Annotated in this window: 15 protein-coding genes; 7 read left to right on the plus strand and 8 right to left on the minus strand. The window is 38.2% G+C overall.

Annotated elements, in window-relative coordinates; all coding sequences use genetic code 11:
- The 4 genes from ABD930_RS16535 (at window position 1) to ABD930_RS16550 (ending at window position 5,586) form a co-directional block, all read left to right on the plus strand.
- Window positions 1-813 carry a cell division protein FtsQ gene (locus ABD930_RS16535; protein ID WP_345233172.1) on the plus strand — a complete coding sequence of 271 codons (813 nt, stop codon included), beginning with the start codon at window positions 1-3 and terminating at the stop codon, window positions 811-813.
- Between the two features lie 12 nt (window positions 814-825).
- Window positions 826-2,160: a cell division protein FtsA gene (gene ftsA, locus ABD930_RS16540; RefSeq protein WP_345233174.1), complete on the plus strand. Its 1,335-nt coding sequence runs from the start codon at window positions 826-828 to the stop codon at window positions 2,158-2,160.
- Window positions 2,161-2,380: 220 nt separating this feature from the next.
- Window positions 2,381-4,048: a cell division protein FtsZ gene (gene ftsZ, locus ABD930_RS16545; RefSeq protein ID WP_345233176.1), complete on the plus strand. Its 1,668-nt coding sequence runs from the start codon at window positions 2,381-2,383 to the stop codon at window positions 4,046-4,048.
- Window positions 4,049-4,344: 296 nt separating this feature from the next.
- Complete coding sequence (locus ABD930_RS16550; RefSeq protein WP_345233179.1) at window positions 4,345-5,586, plus strand: aminotransferase class I/II-fold pyridoxal phosphate-dependent enzyme; 1,242 nt, start codon at window positions 4,345-4,347, stop codon at window positions 5,584-5,586.
- A 36-nt stretch (window positions 5,587-5,622) separates the two neighbouring features.
- Here ABD930_RS16550 and dapA read toward each other — a convergent pair whose 3' ends face one another.
- The 8 genes from dapA to ileS form a co-directional block, all read right to left on the minus strand.
- The gene (gene dapA / locus ABD930_RS16555) at window positions 5,623-6,510 is read right to left on the minus strand and encodes a 4-hydroxy-tetrahydrodipicolinate synthase (protein WP_345233181.1); all 888 of its coding nucleotides are present in this window, start codon (window positions 6,508-6,510) and stop codon (window positions 5,623-5,625) included.
- 76 nt (window positions 6,511-6,586) lie between these two features.
- Window positions 6,587-8,605 (minus strand): NAD-dependent DNA ligase LigA, encoded by a 2,019-nt coding sequence (gene ligA / locus ABD930_RS16560; protein WP_345233183.1) that lies wholly within the window; start codon window positions 8,603-8,605, stop codon window positions 6,587-6,589.
- Between the two features lie 302 nt (window positions 8,606-8,907).
- Window positions 8,908-9,093, minus strand: a complete 186-nt coding sequence (locus ABD930_RS16565) for a hypothetical protein (protein WP_345233185.1) — start codon at window positions 9,091-9,093, stop codon at window positions 8,908-8,910.
- A gap of 136 nt (window positions 9,094-9,229) precedes the next feature.
- Window positions 9,230-11,953: an aconitate hydratase AcnA gene (acnA, locus tag ABD930_RS16570; RefSeq protein WP_345233187.1), complete on the minus strand. Its 2,724-nt coding sequence runs from the start codon at window positions 11,951-11,953 to the stop codon at window positions 9,230-9,232.
- Between the two features lie 162 nt (window positions 11,954-12,115).
- Window positions 12,116-12,808, minus strand: a complete 693-nt coding sequence (locus ABD930_RS16575; protein ID WP_345233189.1) for an SIMPL domain-containing protein — start codon at window positions 12,806-12,808, stop codon at window positions 12,116-12,118.
- A 155-nt stretch (window positions 12,809-12,963) separates the two neighbouring features.
- On the minus strand, window positions 12,964-13,614 hold the full coding sequence (locus ABD930_RS16580) for a lipoprotein signal peptidase (RefSeq protein ID WP_345233291.1): 651 nt from the start codon (window positions 13,612-13,614) through the stop codon (window positions 12,964-12,966).
- A gap of 121 nt (window positions 13,615-13,735) precedes the next feature.
- Entirely contained in the window at window positions 13,736-14,119 is a 384-nt protein-coding gene (locus ABD930_RS16585; RefSeq protein WP_345233192.1) for a TraR/DksA family transcriptional regulator, read from the minus strand.
- Between the two features lie 68 nt (window positions 14,120-14,187).
- Complete coding sequence (gene ileS, locus ABD930_RS16590; protein ID WP_345233194.1) at window positions 14,188-17,601, minus strand: isoleucine--tRNA ligase; 3,414 nt, start codon at window positions 17,599-17,601, stop codon at window positions 14,188-14,190.
- Between the two features lie 221 nt (window positions 17,602-17,822).
- Between ileS and ABD930_RS16595 the strand changes: the two genes are divergently transcribed.
- The 3 genes from ABD930_RS16595 to recO are packed head-to-tail and all read left to right on the plus strand — an operon-like array spanning window position 17,823 to window position 19,143.
- Complete coding sequence (locus tag ABD930_RS16595; RefSeq protein ID WP_345233196.1) at window positions 17,823-18,056, plus strand: signal peptidase; 234 nt, start codon at window positions 17,823-17,825, stop codon at window positions 18,054-18,056.
- A 1-nt stretch (window position 18,057) separates the two neighbouring features.
- Complete coding sequence (locus ABD930_RS16600; RefSeq protein WP_345233199.1) at window positions 18,058-18,402, plus strand: diacylglycerol kinase family protein; 345 nt, start codon at window positions 18,058-18,060, stop codon at window positions 18,400-18,402.
- An 18-nt stretch (window positions 18,403-18,420) separates the two neighbouring features.
- The gene (gene recO / locus ABD930_RS16605) at window positions 18,421-19,143 is read left to right on the plus strand and encodes a DNA repair protein RecO (protein ID WP_345233201.1); all 723 of its coding nucleotides are present in this window, start codon (window positions 18,421-18,423) and stop codon (window positions 19,141-19,143) included.
- Window positions 19,144-19,218 lie beyond the last annotated feature (75 nt).

A 19,218-nucleotide genomic window follows, 5' to 3' on the forward strand; every position in this document is an offset into this window, starting at 1 on the left:
TTGAAGAACATACCTTGGCGTAATGTGCTTTATGTTTTTACATGGATCGTAAGCTTGGTTGGCTTTTTTGTATTGATGGGCTTTATTAATGCAAAGAAAAATAGAGAAGTGTGTAAAAGTGTGAAGGTAATTGTTCCTGGAACGCAAGCCTTTGTTTCACAGGAGGATGTTTTTAAAACGATAGATAATAATGGTGGGCCTTTGGTTGGGCGACCACTTAAATATTTACCGATACATGAACTTGAAAATAAATTGCGTGAAAATCCATTTATTAAACATGTTAATGTATATGCAGAGATGGATGGTAAAGTAAATGTGAAAATCGAACAAAGAGAAGCCGTTATCCGAATCATTAATTCAGCAGGTGATGATTTTTATCTAGATGGAAGCGGTGTAAAGTTTCCTGCCTCAAAGCTATATGCGCCCCACGTTATTGTTGCGAATGGGAACGTGAGTGAACAGTTTAATGGTAGACAGGACACGATGCGATCGTCGCAGTTAAAGGATCTTCATAAGGTCGCTTTATTTTTGCAAACCGACTCTTTATGGAATAGCCAGATAGAGCAGTTATACGTTAATCCTGAAAATGATATGGAGCTTATCCCCCGTATTGGGAATCAAAAGATTATTTTGGGCAACGGCGATTCCTTACAGGAGAAATTTGACAAACTTTTACTTTTTTATAAGCAGGTTATACCAAAGGCTGGTTGGGGAAAATATAAAACCGTGAATTTGAAATTTGCTAATCAACTTGTTTGCGAAAAAGCAGATAGCGTTATAAAGAAAGAAAATAATAATAAACAGCATAATTAATACGCAGTAAACATGGAAAAACGAATGACTAATCCAAAGGACGCTCCTATTGTAGTAGGACTGGACATCGGTACTACAAAAATTTGCGTAACTGTGGGCCGCAGGAGCGAGCACAATAAGATTGAAGTACTTGGTATCGGCAAGGCAGAATCATTAGGTGTAAGCCGTGGTGTGGTGGCCAATATTCAGAAGACGGTAACCAGTATTGTGAAAGCCGTTGAAGAGGCAAGCGCACAATCAAATGTTGACATTAAGGTGGTAAATGTTGGTATTGCTGGCCAACATATTAAGAGTTTACAACATCGGGGTATCTTAACTAGGAAAGACGATAATGAAATAGGCAGAAAAGATATCGAAAAGCTAGTAGAAGATATGTATAAGTTAGTGCTTCCTCCTGGTGAAGAAATTATCCATGTATTACCGCAAGAATTTACCATTGACAATGAACCCGGTATTAAAGATCCTATAGGAATGGCTGGAAGGAGGATGGAAGCCAACTTCCACATCATTTCTGGACATGTGAGTGCTGTGCGAAATATAAAACGCTGTGTTGAGTATGCTTCTTTAGAGGCGCAAGAGCTTATTTTAGAACCCTTAGCCTCATCTGAAGCAGTGCTTAGTCCGGAAGAGAAAGACGCAGGGGTAGTGCTAGTCGATATTGGTGGAGGAACGACAGATGTTGCCATTTTTCATGAAGGAATTATTCGGCATACGGCCGTTATTCCACTTGGAGGTAATATTGTAACGGAAGATATTAAGCAAGGATGTGCGGTATTAAGGAATCAGGCAGAATTACTTAAAGTAAGATTTGGTTCTGCATTAGCGGAAGAGAACCGTGAGAATGAAATCATTTGTGTGCCTGGGCTGCGTGGTAGAGAACATAAGGAAATCTCCGTTAAAAATCTTGCTTATATCATCCAAGCCCGTATGGAAGAAATCATTGAGCACGTTTATTATGAAATAAAATCTTCTGGATATGAACGGAAATTAATTGGTGGAATTGTAATTACAGGGGGAGGCGCGCAATTGAAGCATTTGGTACAATTGGTGGAATATGTAACCGGTTTGGAATGTCGCATTGGTATGCCAAATGAGCATCTTTCCAAGAATGAAATGTTGCCAAAAAATGTGTATGACGAATTAAAGAGTCCGCTTTATGCAACAGGTATAGGATTATTGATTAAAGGTATTGAATCCACAGAATATAATGAGCAGGAACATCCTCCAAAAAGTCAGGTAGTTAAAGGAATCGCAGAAGAAGGAAAAAAGACATTTGGTTTCTTGGACAAGATTATACGGTATATTAGTGATGATAACAAGATAGAGGATACCGATTATATTAAATAAGTTTTCAACACTCTATTATTTTTCCACATTATAAACAATCGTGGAAAACAATTGTGGAAAAAGTGTTAATATTACCTTGCAAAAGTGACATAAAACTAGGTTTTGGATAGCACTCATTACGAGTAAATTAGGATAGATATGAGATATGCATGTTACTTAGATTCATCGGAAAAATGTATCAGAATATCCCATATCCTTTTAACAAGCAAATTATATACATATGAAATTTGAAATGCTTAAAGAACAATCATCTATTATTAAAGTAATAGGTGTTGGTGGAGGTGGCGGCAATGCGGTTAACCACATGTACAGACAAGGGATTAGTGGTGTGGATTTTATAATTTGCAATACCGATGCCCAAGCATTAGAGTTAAGTCCGATACCTAATAAGGTACAATTAGGGGCAAGCTTAACAGAAGGAATGGGTGCCGGTTCTGATCCTGATGTGGGAGAAAACTCGGCAATAGAGAGCATCGAAGATATTAAGCGTATGCTGGGCGTTAATACCAAAATGCTATTCATTACGGCAGGTATGGGGGGAGGCACGGGTACTGGCGCGAGCCCGGTTATTGCAAAAGCAGCAAAAGAGCTTGGTGTTTTAACAGTAGCCATTGTAACTACACCTTTTGCTTTTGAAGGCAAACGTCGTAGGAGTCAGGCCGAAGAGGGCTTGGGGGAATTGAGGAAATATGTAGATTCTTATCTGGTCATTTCTAACGACCGTTTGCGTGAAATATTTGGCAATTTAACGATGAGTTCTGCTTTTGCCAAAGCCGATGACATCTTAACAACTGCAGCCAAGGGCATTGCAGAAATCATTACTATTCCGGGTTATATCAATGTCGATTTCAAAGACGTGCGAACGGTTATGAATGATAGTGGTGTTGCTATTATGGGTAATGCCAAAGCGAGTGGAGATGATCGTGCACAAAAGGCCGTAGAGGGTGCTCTAGCGTCCCCATTATTAAAAGATAGTGAAATAGAAGGCGCACGTTATATTTTATTGAACATTACTTCCGGTACACAAGAGGTAACGATGGATGAGATCTCTATTGTAACGGATTATATCCAGGAACGTGCTGGTTTCACGGCTGAAATTATTTGGGGAAATTGCTTAGATGATTCCTTAGAAAAAGAATTGTCGGTAACCATTATTGCTACGGGCTTCCAGACAACAGAAGAACGGAAACAAGAAGAGAACAACAAAAAAATAGCTATACCGCTGGAAGAAGAAAAAACTCCTTTAGTGAGACCGATAAACCAAATTCTGACAAAGGAAAAGGAAGAGAAAACGGTAACTCAGGTTGTTGAGGAACCAGCAATAGAGCCAAAGGTACAACCTACTTCCTTACCACAGGTGGATCTTTTCAGTGGATTTGGAAAGGGGCAGCAAAATACAGAAAATAAGCTAGCTGCTAAAAAAGAAGAAGTTATTAGACATACCCTCATAGAAGAGGATCCTGAAACAGACAAACAACAACCGGCTAATGAATATCAGCTAAAGGTGACAGAGAGCGAATTTCTGTTTACAAAAGCAGCCGACGAGCCTGATCAGTCTACAGTTGATCCAGTAAATGAGCAATCCGTTGAGCCTGTAGAGGCAGAAATCAAGCAAGTGGAAGAGCATAAAACGGATGAAAGTATTGAAGAGCAATTGAGAAAAACGAAAGAGCGGATACTTAGATTAAAAGATTTAAGTATGAAACTTCGTTCTGCAAATGGCTTGCAGGAAATTGAGAATGAACCGGCTTATAGAAGGAAACAACGTTCTTTAGATCAAGTTCCACATTCATCCGAATCTCAGGTTTCCCGGTTTACGCTTTCTACTGATGACGGGATTACGGAAATCCGGCCGAATAATTCGTTTTTACATGACAATGTAGATTAATAAATGATGAGGAAATGAACATCAGCCAGTTTGGAGTTTTGTCCTAACTGGCTTTTTTATATAGGTAAACTACATAAAAAGGAAGTTTTTGTACTCATTTGAAAGTTGGTTCAGGTGAAAGTTGCTAATGCTACGGCGAAACTTTATCTTTGTAGACATTTTAACGATTACTTTGGGTTGTTTTAATAACGTTACAGTAGCGTTAATTCACTATGAAATGCAGTTGCTACTGAGCTTTTAAAGTATCACGAGGTAAAACAGTCGAGGCTTATTTAGTAAAATTAAATACATTTACTTTGGATTTATTCGATAAAATAGCAAAAAATTTAGGTCCAATTGGACAACATCACAAATGGTCACATGGATATTTTTCTTTCCCTAAATTGGAAGGAGAAATTGGTGCACATATGAAATTTAGAGGAAAAGACCATCTGGTTTGGAGTTTAAATAATTATTTAGGTTTAGCCAATCATCCCGAAGTGCGTGCTACTGATGCGAAGGCTGCAGAAGAATTTGGTATGGCCTATCCTATGGGAGCACGGATGATGTCTGGAAATTCAAATCATCATGAAGCACTTGAGCAGGATTTAGCGTCCTTTGTTGGTAAAGAAGATGCATTTCTTTTAAATTATGGCTATCAAGGAATGGTGTCAATCATTGATGCCTTAGTGGATCGGAATGATGTCATTGTTTATGATGCTGAATCTCATGCTTGTATTATCGATGGTGTCAGGCTACATATGGGTAAACGATATGTATATCAACACAACGATATTGAAAGCTGTAAAAAGCAGCTGGAACGTGCAACGAAAATTGTAGAGCAAACAGGAGGCGCAATTTTGGTGATTACGGAAGGTGTGTTTGGTATGTCGGGGGCGCAGGGTAAATTGAAAGAAATCAATGCACTCAAAAATACATTTAATTTTAGACTGTTAGTGGATGATGCTCATGGTTTTGGTACTATGGGCGCTACAGGTGCAGGTACGCATGAAGCACAAAATTGTATAGACGGTGTAGATATCTATTTTGGTACTTTTGCGAAATCTATGGCAGGAATAGGAGCTTTCGTTGCTGCAAAAGAAGAAATGATTACGTACCTACGATACAATATGCGTTCTCAAACTTTTGCTAAATCTTTACCTATGCCGATGGTTATCGGTTTAAAGAAACGGTTGGAGCTTTTAAAAGGGGAACCGGATTTACGCAAAAAACTTTGGGAAGTTGCTACTTCCCTTCAAAAAGGTTTGCGAGCGAATGGATTTGATATTGGACATACAAATACAATGGTCACTCCCGTATTTTTAAAAGGGGATCTGGCAGAAGCTACTGCACTGACAATGGATCTTCGGGAGAATTATGGTATTTTTTGCTCTATTGTTGTTTATCCTGTAATCCCGAAAGGGCAAATTGAATTGAGATTAATTCCTACTGCTGCACACACCTTGGAAGACGTTGAGCGAACGATATTCGCTTTTTCTGAGGTAGCTGAGAAACTTAATAATGGATATTACCGGGAACAACAGGTTGTTCCGGCTTAATGTTGTAAATATGCCTTTTTTTAAAGGCATATTTTACTATTCTTTAACGGTTAAGGTACTTACAGCAAGAGCGATTTTTTGTTTTGTTTCCTGACTGACACCAACCAAAGGTAAACGCACGTAGTTTTTGCAAATGCCTAGTTCTTGGAGCATTTCTTTGACGCCAGCCGGATTACCTTCAACAAAACAGAGATCGTCAATATGGAGTAGTTCATAATGTAATTTACGTGCTGCCTCATAACGCCATTCATTACAATATTTTACCAAACGTTGAGTCTGACTTGGAAAGGCATTTCCAACAACGGTAATTACGCCCACCGCTCCCAATGACATCATCGGTAGCGTTAAAGCATCGTCTCCTGAAATGAGCAAAAAGTGTTCAGGCTTATTGGCCATAATACGGGTAAAGTGCTCAAAGTTTGCAGATGCTTCTTTAACGCCAATAATATTACTGAAATCATTCGCTAATCGGATAATCGTGTCTACAGTAATCATACTGCCTGTTCTTCCAGGAACATTGTATAAAATAATTGGAAGCTCAGTAGCTTGGGCAACCGCTTTATAGTGTTGATAAATGCCCTCTTGAGTGGGTTTGTTGTAATAGGGACTTACTGAAAGAATAGCTTGGTAAGCAGGATGATTAAAATCCTTTAATTGACCAATGAGTTCGGCAGTATTGTTTCCTCCAAAACCGGCTACTAATGGGACGCGTCCAGCAACCTGATCAGCAGTAAAATCTAAGATACTCTTTTTTTCTTCTTTTGTCAACGTAGCGACCTCTCCTGTAGTTCCCATGCTGACTAAATAATCCATACCACTGTCTATTTGATATTCAATCAAGTTAGACAAACCATCGAAATCAATGCTGCCATCAGCATTAAAGGGTGTAACTAATGCCACACCGGCACCATATAGGCTATTCATTGTATTTATAACGTTTTAATTATTGATGCTATTTAAAATGTGTCAAACCTAAGATAAAAATGACAGATTTAATAATTTATGCAAGCATTTTTATTAAATCTGCCTCAGAGATGATTGGGATGTTAAGCTTTTGAGCTTTTGTTAGCTTTGATGGTCCCATTTTATCACCGGCAACCAAATAGTTGAGCTTATTGCTGATACTACTTAACATCTTTCCTCCATTGGCCACGATAAGCTGGGTTAATTCTTCCCTGCTGTGATTTTCAAATACGCCGGATATGATGAAAGTTTTGTTAGCCAATTTATCACTACTAAGCACACGGTCTTCTTCAACTATAGAAAATTGTAGTGCTACACTTTTTAAAACAGCTATTTGTTGTAGATGAATCTCTTTGGAAAAATATTCAGTAACACTACTAGCAATTCGTTCACCAATTTCTTCAACAGCAGCGATTTCTTCACAAGTAGCATGAATTAATGCATCTATGGTTTTGAAACTATTAGCTAGTTTTCTGGCGATGGTCTCACCTACATAGCGAATCCCTAAACCAAAAAGCACTTTAGGGAAGGGTTTTTCTTTGGATTTTTCTATTCCGTGAAGCATATTCTGTATGGATTTCTCCCCAAAACGTTCTAACTGCTCCAAGCGATCTTTATGTTCTTTTAGGCTATAAAGGTCGCTTATTTGCTTGATTAACCCCTTTTTGTAAAGTACTTCTACTGTTTCATTTCCCATTCCTTCAATATCCATTGCCTTTCTGCTGATAAAATGTTGTATTTTCCCAACGATTTGTGGTGGGCATCCTAGTTCATTCGGACAATAGTGTACCGCCTCGCCAGCTTTACGTATCAATAATGTTCCACAAGCTGGGCAATGGGTAGGGTATTGTATTTTTGAAGTTTCTGGAACTCTTTTTTCCATATTTACGCCAATGATTTTAGGGATAATTTCTCCCCCCTTTTCCACTGATACCGTGTCTAACTCGTGTAAATCGAGTCTCGTAATTTCATTGGCATTGTGCAAAGTAGCACGTTTAACGGTCGTTCCCGAAAGCTGTACGGGTTCTAAGTTAGCTACTGGCGTAACGGCACCGGTACGACCGACTTGATAGCTAACCGATTTTAGGATAGTCTCAACTTCTTCTGCTTTGTATTTATAAGCAATTGCCCATCTCGGTGATTTTGCGGTAAAGCCTAGTTCATCTTGTTGTGCGTAGCTATTAACCTTGATCACAATACCGTCTATATCATAGGTTAAGCGATATCGCTCATTTTCCCAATAAGCAATAAATTGAAAAACTTCAGCTAATGTATGACATAGTTTAGTATGTTCACACACGTGAAAGCCCCACGATTTTACGGCATTTAGGCTATCCCAATGCGTTTTAAACGCCCTGTCACGGCCATCCATGTATAGAAAATAAAGAAAACAATCTAATGGGCGTCTTGCTACTTCAGCAGAATCTTGTAATTTAATGGTACCTGCTGCAAAATTGCGTGGATTCGCATAAGGAATCTCTCCATTCTCCTGCCTTTCCCGATTGAGTCGTTCAAAGGCCGCCTGATGCATAAATACTTCCCCTCTGATTTCAAATAATGCTGGATAGCCGTCATTTTTTAACCTGTTTGGAACACTTTTTATCGTCCGCACATTAGCCGTCACCTCATCGCCTTGGCTACCGTCGCCGCGGGTGACAGCACGCGTTAACAATCCATTTTCATAGGTTAAACTAATGGATAAGCCATCAAATTTTAATTCACAGACATATTCGAAGTGATCGCCAAGTACCTTTCTTACACGTTCATCAAATTCCCTGAGTTCTTCTTCACTATAGGTATTGCTTAACGATAGCATAGGCCACTTATGGCGTACGGTTTTGAACTGTTTCGTGATATCTCCTCCAACTTTTTGTGTTGGCGAATCAGGATCCAAAAATTCAGGATAAGCTTCTTCAAGCGAAGCTAATTCTGCTAGTTTCTTGTCAAAATCAAAGTCGGATATGCTTGGCTGGGCAAGGACGTAGTACTTATAATTATGTTCATTGAGCTCCCTGGTCAATGTAGTTATTCGCTGTAAGACATCGCTTTTTTGCATAGCACGAAGTTAATAATTTTTATCGTTCTAGGAGCTGATTTTAACCCTTTGTTCGTTTTAAGAGTGCCTTATTTTACGCTGGAAAAGTGCTAACTACGTGACAAAAATTAAACAACATAAAATTGCTGCATGTTTCGTAATGACAAAAAACTTTTTTTTTGCTGTACGAAGAGCTTGTTTAAAATTTATCTCATTATTTTTTATAACTCTTTTTGGCTGCAACTTCGCTAAATTTAGGTTTCTGATTTAAGCGAATACATGAAATGTTAACATAAAAAAGGCCCTGAATTTCAGGGCCTTTTTTATTCATTAAATTTTCTTTTCGGTCTTTTATAAAGTACCGTTGCAATAACGGTAATCAGTATAACAGCGATTGCAATATAAGTAACTGCTTTTGGGGTACTATATTCTTCGCTATCGCCCATGTGACCAGCTAATACGAAATTAGAATAAATCACGGCCATCAACACCATTAATAGTTTTTTCATTTTCCTTTACCCTCCTTTTTTAACAAAGTACCTTTGTTGACTTAGGTTTGTTATTGATTATTAGCTTTAAATATAAGCATAAAATATTGCAAATAAAAATTTAATTTGTTTTTTGTTTAAATAAATGGGTATTTAGCTATTCTTTTGCTAAAAAACCACGTAATACATATTGAAGTATACCTCCATTTTTATAGTATTCAATTTCAATAGCCGAATCAAATCGCGCAATAACGTCAAAGTTGATATGATTCCCATCAGCTTTTTCCGCTTTTACTTGTAACTTTTTATAAGGAGTAAGTTGATCTGCCAAGCCCGTTATGGTAAACGATTCCGTTCCATCAAGGCCTAAGGAATCGGCATTTTCTCCTTGCGTAAAAACTAAGGGAGCAATACCCATGCCTACGAGATTACTGCGGTGTATCCGTTCGAAACTTTCCGCGATCACTGCTTTTACACCTAATAGCGTGGTTCCTTTGGCAGCCCAATCACGTGAAGATCCACTACCATACTCTTTTCCCGCCAATACAATAAGTGGTATACCTGCCTTTTGATAAGCCATGGAAGCGTCAAAGACAGAAAGCGTTTCATTATTAGGGAAATAGGTAGTATAACCGCCTTCTTTAGTTGTAATTTTATTCTTGATCCGGACATTGGCAAAAGTGCCCCGCATCATCACTTCATGATTTCCTCTTCTAGAACCATAAGAATTAAAATCTTTGACAGCGATACCCTTGTCGTTTAAATATTTTCCGGCAGCGCTATCTAGCCTAAAAGATCCGGCAGGAGAAATATGATCGGTTGTTACCGAATCTCCTAGGTATAACAGGACACGAGCATTTTTGATATCCGTAACGGGTTCCGGAACCTGGCTAATATCTTTGAAGAAGGGTGCTTCTTGAATATAGGTAGAATTATTTTTCCAATGATAATTACTGCCCATTGGGGCAATAAGATCTTGCCATTGTTTGTTTCCGTCAAATATGACATCATATACTTGTTTAAAATCTTCCTGTCGTAAAGACGCCTTGATCGTTTCATTAATTTCGTCTTGAGAAGGCCAAATATCTTTTAGATAAACAGGTTCACCATTTGGATCTAAATCTATAGGATCGTGCAGAATATCTACATCAATTCTTCCGATTAAGGCATAGACTACTACAAGCATAGGGGACGCCAAAAAGTTCATTTTAACTTGTGGATGCACCCTAGCCTCAAAATTTCTATTACCACTTAAAATGGAAGCTACCACCAAATCCGCTTTATCTACAGCTTCGGCAATGTGTGGAGGCAATGGCCCACTGTTACCAATACACGACGTACATCCATAACCTACATGATGGAATCGTAGTGCCTCTAAATCTTCTATGAGTCCAGAACGCTTTAAATATTCGGTTACTACTTTTGAACCGGGTGCTAGACTGGTTTTTACCCATGATTTAGTCCGTAGCCCACGTGCGATTGCTTTCCTTGCAACCAAACCTGCCCCAACCATCACTGCTGGATTAGAGGTGTTGGTACAGCTCGTAATAGCCGCGATAACGATTGATCCATCACTTAAAACATATTCTTGATTTTCGTGGATAATCCGTACGGTTTTGAGCTGATCACTTTGAACTGTTTCATGGGATATTTTATGTTTAGCACTTGGTGTAAATGCTGTGCCAGATCCTCCTTCGGATAACCAACTATTTACTTCACGATTCTTGAAAGGTATATATTTACGCTTATACTCATTATCCAACAATTCGCCAAATTTGTGATATAGCTCTTTTATAAGAATTTTATCTTGGGGCCGTTTTGGTCCGGCTACTGCCGGTTCTAGCGTATTTAAATCAAGTGTTAATATATCGGTATATGTGATAGTCTTTTCGTTCGCTCTCCAAAGCATGTTTTCTTTGCAATACGATTCAACCAGTTTGATGTGATGAGTCGGTCTATTGGTGCGCTGCATATAATCGATGGTCTGATGATCGATGGGAAAATAGGTTACCGTACACCCGAATTCTGGCGACATGTTGGATATAGTAGCCCGATCGGTTACGGTTAGATGGTCTAAACCCTCGCCAAAAACTTCGACAAATTTACCGACAACACCATAGTCGCGCAATAACTTGGTGATGGCTAATACCATGTCTGTGGCGGTACATCCATCAGGTATTTTCCCCGTTAATTTTAAGCCAATAACCTGCGGACAGGTGAAATAGATCGGTTGTCCCAACATGGCTGCTTCGGCTTCTATTCCGCCAACACCCCAACCTAACACGCCAATACCATTAACCATAGGTGTGTGCGAATCTGTTCCTACTAGTGTATCTGGAAAAATCCATCCGTCACGTTCGATAATACCTTTTGCGAGGTATTCCAAGTTAACTTGATGGCATATTCCCATACCTGGAGGAACAACTGTAAAATTATTCAAGCCCGTTTGCGCCCATTTAAGTAGTTCATAGCGTTCGGCGTTGCGCTCGTATTCTAAATCGACGTTTTTATCATAAGCGTAATTTGTGCCATAGTAGTCTACCTGCACAGAGTGGTCAATCACTAAATCTACCGGAATGGCTGGGTTAATCTTATTCCCGTCTTTACCTTTGCGGATAACTTCTGCTCTAATGGAAGCAATATCCACAACTGCAGGTACACCAGTAAAATCCTGCATCAACACTCGCGCTGGTTTAAACGGAATTTCTTTTTCCGTACCCAACGGATTCCAATGGAGAAGTGTTTCCAAATGCTCGTCTGTAATAGAGAAGCCATCGTGGTTTCGAATGACATTCTCTAACAAAATTCGGATAGAAAAGGGGAGCTTATCAATAGCATGCCCCTCTGCATGCAATTTGCTAAGCGATGCTGTTTTGCTCATGTTCGTTCAGTTTAGTATTATTACATTATTTATACTACCTATTTTGACCCCAAAATGTTTGAGTTTTATAGGATGATGAGCTTGATATGACGCAACCTACAAAAAAGCCATGCTCAAGATTTGTACTTAAGCATGGCTTTCGGATTAAAAAATACGATCTGATTATTTTAACTCAAATACGACTCTAAATTGATAGTTTATCTTAATTTTTTTAAAATCTATAGCTAATGATTGTTCTGGTACGGCATCTGCACGCATTGCCATTGTTTTAAAGATCGGTTGAGGACTTCCCGCATCGGTATTGTTATCGCTCACTTCTAAGGCATCTCCCAAAGAATCTCCCAAAGCTTGTGCAATAACAGTTGCTTTTTCCTTGGCATTATTAACCGCTTTAATGCGTAGCTGATTTTTTATCTCATTGATCTGACTGTGATCATAGCTTGCGATATTTGTTGATTGAATTCCTTTAGCATCTACATTAGCAAGGATCTCATTGATGGCATTTAAGTTGGCTACTTTGATACTATATTGTTTGCTCGCTAAAAAACCAGGATCTTTTTTCTCTTTGGGATCCACATAGTTGTAGCTGGAGATATTGTTGATTGTAAAATCCTCTGTTTTAATTCCCGCTTTTTTTACTGCCGAAGCTAACTGTTTTTCCAGTTCGTCTATCGTTACTTTATTTTTATTATCTTTAAAATATTCTTTTAGGGATATCGAAACATAAATAATATCCGGTGTAATTTCTTCTTCTGCAGAACCATAAACTTCGATTTTTCGTCTGGTATCAACATTTTGTGCGGAAGCAGACCATACAATTGTTCCAAGCAATAAAACGGCAATTATTTTTCTCATGGTGTAAAAGTTTAAGTGACGATGAAATCCTGCTACTAATATCAGGTTACTAAGTTCATGCAGTTCATCGCTTGTAATAAAATTTATTTTTAACTATTTTATTGGAAAACGTTTTAATGAAAGGAAATGCTACAATTTTATTGTTTTGCGAAATATTATTCTTCAATGACCTCACTATGGTAACTTGCAGGCTCTTGTACTTCTTCTTTGAAATAACGTTTTTGAAAAATTAAGATAATAATTACACCAACAGATATCGCCGAGTCGGCCAAGTTAAATACCGGCCTAAAAAAAATAAATTCTTCCTTTGGCCAAATAGGAGACCAAGTAGGAAAAGTGCCCTGTAATAGCGGGAAATAGAACATATCTACTACTTTTCCATGAAATAATGTGCTGTAGCCTCCTGAAGCCGGTAAAAATTGTGCTTTATCATACCAGGTGCTTTCGCTGAAAATTAATCCATAAAAAGTAGAATCTATAATGTTGCCTAATGCGCCAGCAAAAATCAGGGCTACACACATAATTAGACCACGATGATATTTTCGTTTAATCATGTAAATCAGTCCGTACCCGATGCCCAATACGGCTAGGATCCTGAAAATCGAAAGGGCCAGTTTGCCTCCTTCTCCACCAAATTCCATACCGAAAGCCATACCGTTATTTTCTGTAAAATGGATAAGTCCTCTATTGCCTAAAATTTTAAACTCTTGGCCTAAAGTCATGTTTAGTTTTACCCAGAATTTAATGACTTGATCTAAAATTAATACAGCTAATATTAAGGAAAATGGTTTAGTATATCCTTTCATTTTATTCACAGGATTTGAAAAGGGAGTGCCTAAAAAGTCCGCTACAGCCATATGGGCTCTCCAATCCATTTCATTGCGATCGAAATAAAGACTTTTTAGACACCCTCTTTATGAGGAATGCTTAATATTGTTTTAATTTAGCCTCCATACTAAGCGTAGTATGCGGAACCGCACGAAGTCGCTCTTTCTGAATAAGCTTACCAGTTTCTCTACAGATACCATAGGTCTTATTTTCTATTCTCACCAATGCAGCTTCCAAATTATCAATAAATTTTTTTTGACGGGCAGCTAATTGATTGATTTGCTCTTTCTCTAAAGTTGCAGAGCCGTCTTCGAGTGTTTTAAAGGTCCCTGCGGTATCGTCTGTACCATTGCTATTAGGACTACTCAATGATTTCGCCAAGGAGTTTAGTTCCTCTCTAGCTATGCGAAGCTTTTCCAGGATAATTTCTTTAAACTCTTGTAATTCAGCATCGCTATAACGTGTCTTTTCTGTGTTTTCCATTTTTCCAATTTTTTAAACAAGAATTTAATATTCGTCACGGCATATCCCGCTTTTAGTCTTAAACTCTATTACACTTTTTCTATTAATACGTTTAACTCGGTCTCTTCTATTGCAACGCGTTCTCCTATAGACAGATTATCTTGAACTATAAATGAGTCGGCCAATATTTCTGCGCTAATATAGGATAAATTATCCTTAATCGCATCAGCAATGATTGCACTATTGCTGATAGTAACCTTAATCTTATCGGTTACCTCAAGGCCCAACTCTTTTCTAAGCGTTTGGACTCGATTTACCAGTTCTCTAGCGATACCTTCACTTTTAAGCTGCGGCGTTATTTGAATATCTAAAGCAACAGTAAGTTTATCTAAATTAGCAACCTGCCAACCAGTCACGTCTTCTGCGATAATTTCAACGTCTGCCAAGGTTAACGTATAAGGTAAATGTTCGAATGTAAAATTACCTTTTGTTTCCAATACGTTTATTTCACTTTCACCAAATGCTTGAATAGCACTAGCAACTGATTTCATGTCTTTACCAACTTTCGGGCCAAGAGCTTTAAAATTGGGTTTTATTTTTTTTCGGATGATGCCGGAAGTGTCCTTAATAAACTCAATTTCTTTAATATTTGTTTCCGACAGAATCAGGTGTTTCACTTTTTCCACTTTATCCCTAAAGTTATCGTCCAGTACTGGAAGTAAAATTTTATTTAGTGGTTGGCGAACATTAATTCCGACCTTTTTGCGAAGAGATAGCGTTAAAGAGGATATATCTTGCGCCAAGGTCATCCGTTCTTCCAATGCCTGATCAATAAAATCTTGGTTAGCAATTGGATAATCTGCTAAATGTACCGATTCTGCAATGTCTTTGCCAGTAGCTGAATTAAGATCTAAAAACAGCTGGTCACTAAAGAATGGTGCAATAGGAGAAATTAACTTCGCGATGGTATCCAAACACGTATAGAGTGTTTGATAAGCTGAAATTTTATCTTCGCTATATTCTCCTTTCCAGAAGCGTCGGCGACATAAACGTACGTACCAATTACTTAAATTTTCATCTACAAAGTTTTGAATAGCTCGAGCTGCTTTGGTGGGTTCAAAATCGTTATAATAGCTATCTACTTCAAGAATTAAGCTATTTAATAAAGAAATGATCCAACGATCAATTTCGGGCCGGTTTTCATACGCAATATCTGCCTCCCGATAATTAAATTTGTCAATGTTGGCATAAAGGGCAAAGAATGCATAGGTATTATACAAAGTACCAAAGAATTTTCTGCGCACTTCGTCCAACCCTTCTTCATTAAACTTTAGGTTATCCCATGGAGCGGCGTTACTGATCATATACCAGCGTGTAGCATCTGCACTATACGTTTCAATAGTTTTGAATGGATCTACAGCATTACCCAAACGTTTGGACATTTTATTTCCATTCTTATCGAGAACAAGTCCATTGGATACTACATTTTTAAAGGCAACAGAATCACATAACATCGCTGCAATAGCATGCAAGGTAAAGAACCAACCCCTTGTTTGGTCTACTCCTTCAGCGATAAAATCAGCAGGATAGGCTCCTGTAAAACCATCTTTAAACGGCAATTTATTTCCATTGGCCAGCTTATCATAGTCTAAGCCCCACTGTGCATAGGGCATTGAACCAGAGTCGAACCAGACATCAATTAAATCGGGCTCCCGAAATAGCTTTTGCTTATTTGTAGATACTAAAACAAGATCATCAACATAAGGTCTGTGTAAATCAAATTGATTGGTATCTAATTTTACCAAATAAGCACGTAAGGCAGCGCTTTCTTGTTCGTTTAAAATGCCGGTAGCTAAACTATAGGTGATTTGTTCACGGAGTTCGGCAATCGAACCAATGCAAATTTCTTCATTTTCATCTGTCGAGCGCCAAATAGGAAGGGGAGTGCCCCAGTATCGAGAGCGTGATAAATTCCAGTCTACCAAATTTTCTAACCAATTTCCAAATCTTCCCGTACCTGTAGCTTCTGGTTTCCAGTTTATGGTTTTATTGAGCGCTACTAATCTGTCTTTAACAGCCGTAGTTTTTATGAACCAACTATCTAAAGGATAATAAAGTATCGGTTTATCGGTACGCCAGCAATGCGGATAACTGTGCTCGTACCTTTTTACATCAAAAGCTTTATTCTCCTCTTTTAGTTTAATAGCAATCAATACGTCTGTTGGTTTGAAATCAGGTGACTGGCGTTCTTCGTCACTGTAATATTCCTCTTTTACGAAACGTCCAGCAAAATCGGTAATTTCTTTTACAAAACGACCCTGCTTATCAACAATGGGTACCTCTTTGCCATTTTCATCTTTTACCAAAACGCCAGGTACGTCATTTTCCTTACATGCCTTAAAGTCATCAGCTCCAAAAGTAGCGGCAGCATGAACAATGCCTGTACCGTCTTCTGTCGTGACAAAATCACCTGCAATGACTCTAAAAGCGTTGCGTTGTAATTTCTCGTTGGTTACATAAGGAAGCAGCTGTTCGTACCTTAAATTCAATAAGGCTGACCCTTTGAATTCGGAAGCGATTTCCCAGGGAATTAGTTTGTCACCTTCCTGGTATTGTTGGAAAGGCAGATCCTGTGCTTCTGGTTTAAAATATTTGCTAATCAAATCTTTAGCTAATATGATGCTGACGGGTTCAAAAGTATACGGATTAAAGGTGCGAACTTTTACATAGGTTATATTCTTTCCTACGACTAAAGCGCAGTTAGCAGGAAGTGTCCAAGGAGTAGTTGTCCAGGCAATAAAAGCAGTGTCTTCGCCTTCCTGCTCAATTAGTTGAGGCATTAATGGATGAATTTGATCCTTTATAAGCCTAAATTCTGCCACAATAGTCGTGTCCTTTACCGGTTTATATGTTCCAGGTTGATTAAGCTCATGGGAACTTAAGCCTGTGCCCGCAGCTGGTGAATAAGGTTGAATAGTATAGCCTTTATATAAAAGATCTTTTTTGTAAAGTTCTTTTAAAATCCACCACAGCGTTTCTATATATTCGTTTTGATACGTAATATAAGGGTTCTTCAAGTCGACCCAATAACCCATTTTCTCCGTAAGATCATTCCATACATCTGTATAGCGCATGACTTCACGTTTACATGCAGCATTGTACTCCGCTACGGATATTTTCTTTCCGATATCTTCTTTGGTAATACCTAATGTTTTTTCAACAGCCAGTTCAATAGGCAGGCCATGGGTATCCCACCCCCCTTTTCGTTTAACCTGATAACCTTTCAGTGTTTTATACCGACAAAAAATATCCTTAATGGTACGCGCCATCACGTGATGTATGCCGGGCATACCGTTGGCAGATGGTGGGCCTTCGTAAAAAGTATATGGATTTGCGGCAGATCGACTGGTTATACTTTTTTCAAAAATATTTTTTGCTTGCCAGTTAGCTAATATGCTGCTGCCTATACGGGGTAAATCGAGCTGTTTATATTCTTTGTACATCAATGTATTATTCCAAAAAATGAGGTTGCAAAGTTAAGATATTAAGCTGAGAAGTGAAAGCATCGTTATTCGTCATCATGGTTTGCATGTTTCTGAAATGTAAATTTATATGAATGGATATCCATCGTATGATTATTTCTTATCTTTATCCCAAGAAAGATTACTATTATAGGTTATATTTTCCATCTAATATCTTATAGCTAATATCTCATATCTTAACGATGAACAAATATTTAAAACGTGGCCTAATAATTACCCTATTGGGGATTGCAATATGTGCATTTGGCCTATATTTAAAAGATATAGAAAGTGATTGGTACGGTATCATCCTTATTGTTGGCGTAATCATATTTGGTGTAGGCTTTGTTACTATTGTATACAGTTTGATTAGAAAAATTGAGCGGCAGAGCATTTTAGAAGAACGTGCGGAACAGGCCGCAGAAAATAAAGAGTAACATGCAGTTTTTGCGCGCATTAAGAGCAGCATGGCAAGGAATCAGTATTGCGTTTAAAACCGAAAAGAATTTTAGGATACATAGTTTTTCTGCCATTTTGGTGTTGATTTTTGGCGTTTGGTTGAATATTAGTTCAATGGAATGGCTATGGATACTATTATCCATTACTTTAGTAATGGCTGCTGAATTATTGAATACTGCGATTGAGGCCGTTACTAATTTATGTTCGCCAGCTTATCATGAATTAGCCAAAAAAGCAAAAGATACTGCTGCAGCTGCAGTGCTTGTAATAGCTATCTTTGCGCTTATTTGCGGAATGATTATTTTTTTACCTAAACTTGTATAGGAGTTTACTTTTTTAGTGGTGTTACATAAAACTAGAGGAATCGTTCTTAAAACCACGCCTTACGCCGAAAGTAGTGTCGTTGTACAGATTTTTACGGAAAAGTTTGGCATGCAGGCTTATCTTGTCAATGGAGTAAAAAAACCTAGAGCTAAAATCGGGTTGAATATTTTGCAACCTTTTCATTTACTGGATCTAGTCGTTTACCATAAACTTACCGGTAGTTTACAACGTATTTCGGAAGCTCGTCAAACACCTATATTTCAACGTATACCTTATGATGTCATTAAAAGTTCCATTGCGCAGTTTTTAAATGAGTTGGTTTATAAAAGCATGAAACAACAAGGACCTGATGAAGCGTTGTTTGATTTTATTTTCCATGCTATTTGCTGGTTAGATGCATTAGAGCATACACCAGCCAATTTTCATCTTTATTTTTTATTAAAATTAACCAAATTTTTAGGCTTTTATCCCGCTTCAAATGGGAGTAACCGTCCTTTTTTTGATTTAAAAGAAGGCACTTTCACTAGCTATCTTCCTAATCACTCACTAGTATTACAAAATCCTCACACGACACAATGGGCGACGATTTTAAATAGTAATTGGTCTGCGTTGCATGGGATTAAAATTCCACACGCTGATCGAAGAATTCTTTTACATAGAGTGGTAGATTTTTATCAACTCCATTTAGATGCGATAGGAGAAATAAAATCATTGGAAATATTGGAAGAGGTGTTGGGTTGAGGTTTGCACCTCACGCATTTGGGTGATCACCTCCACTGCTCGGGTAACATTCGTAAGCACTGGGATGATTACCTT

Source organism: Olivibacter ginsenosidimutans (genome assembly GCF_039542865.1).
Taxonomy (GTDB): domain Bacteria; phylum Bacteroidota; class Bacteroidia; order Sphingobacteriales; family Sphingobacteriaceae; genus Olivibacter; species Olivibacter ginsenosidimutans.

Excerpts from the sequence above, each read along its gene's own strand:
- ABD930_RS16580 (WP_345233291.1), bottom strand. The coding sequence starts at position 13,614 with ATGAAAGGATATACTAAACCATTTTCCTTAATATTAGCTGTATTAATT.
- ABD930_RS16565 (WP_345233185.1), bottom strand. The coding sequence starts at position 9,093 with ATGAAAAAACTATTAATGGTGTTGATGGCCGTGATTTATTCTAATTTC.
- ftsZ (WP_345233176.1), top strand. The coding sequence starts at position 2,381 with ATGAAATTTGAAATGCTTAAAGAACAATCATCTATTATTAAAGTAATA.
- ABD930_RS16585 (WP_345233192.1), bottom strand. The coding sequence starts at position 14,119 with ATGGAAAACACAGAAAAGACACGTTATAGCGATGCTGAATTACAAGAG.
- ABD930_RS16595 (WP_345233196.1), top strand. The coding sequence starts at position 17,823 with ATGAACAAATATTTAAAACGTGGCCTAATAATTACCCTATTGGGGATT.
- ABD930_RS16600 (WP_345233199.1), top strand. The coding sequence starts at position 18,058 with ATGCAGTTTTTGCGCGCATTAAGAGCAGCATGGCAAGGAATCAGTATT.
- ABD930_RS16575 (WP_345233189.1), bottom strand. The coding sequence starts at position 12,808 with ATGAGAAAAATAATTGCCGTTTTATTGCTTGGAACAATTGTATGGTCT.
- ligA (WP_345233183.1), bottom strand. The coding sequence starts at position 8,605 with ATGCAAAAAAGCGATGTCTTACAGCGAATAACTACATTGACCAGGGAG.
- acnA (WP_345233187.1), bottom strand. The coding sequence starts at position 11,953 with ATGAGCAAAACAGCATCGCTTAGCAAATTGCATGCAGAGGGGCATGCT.
- ileS (WP_345233194.1), bottom strand. The coding sequence starts at position 17,601 with ATGTACAAAGAATATAAACAGCTCGATTTACCCCGTATAGGCAGCAGC.
- ftsA (WP_345233174.1), top strand. The coding sequence starts at position 826 with ATGGAAAAACGAATGACTAATCCAAAGGACGCTCCTATTGTAGTAGGA.
- dapA (WP_345233181.1), bottom strand. The coding sequence starts at position 6,510 with ATGAATAGCCTATATGGTGCCGGTGTGGCATTAGTTACACCCTTTAAT.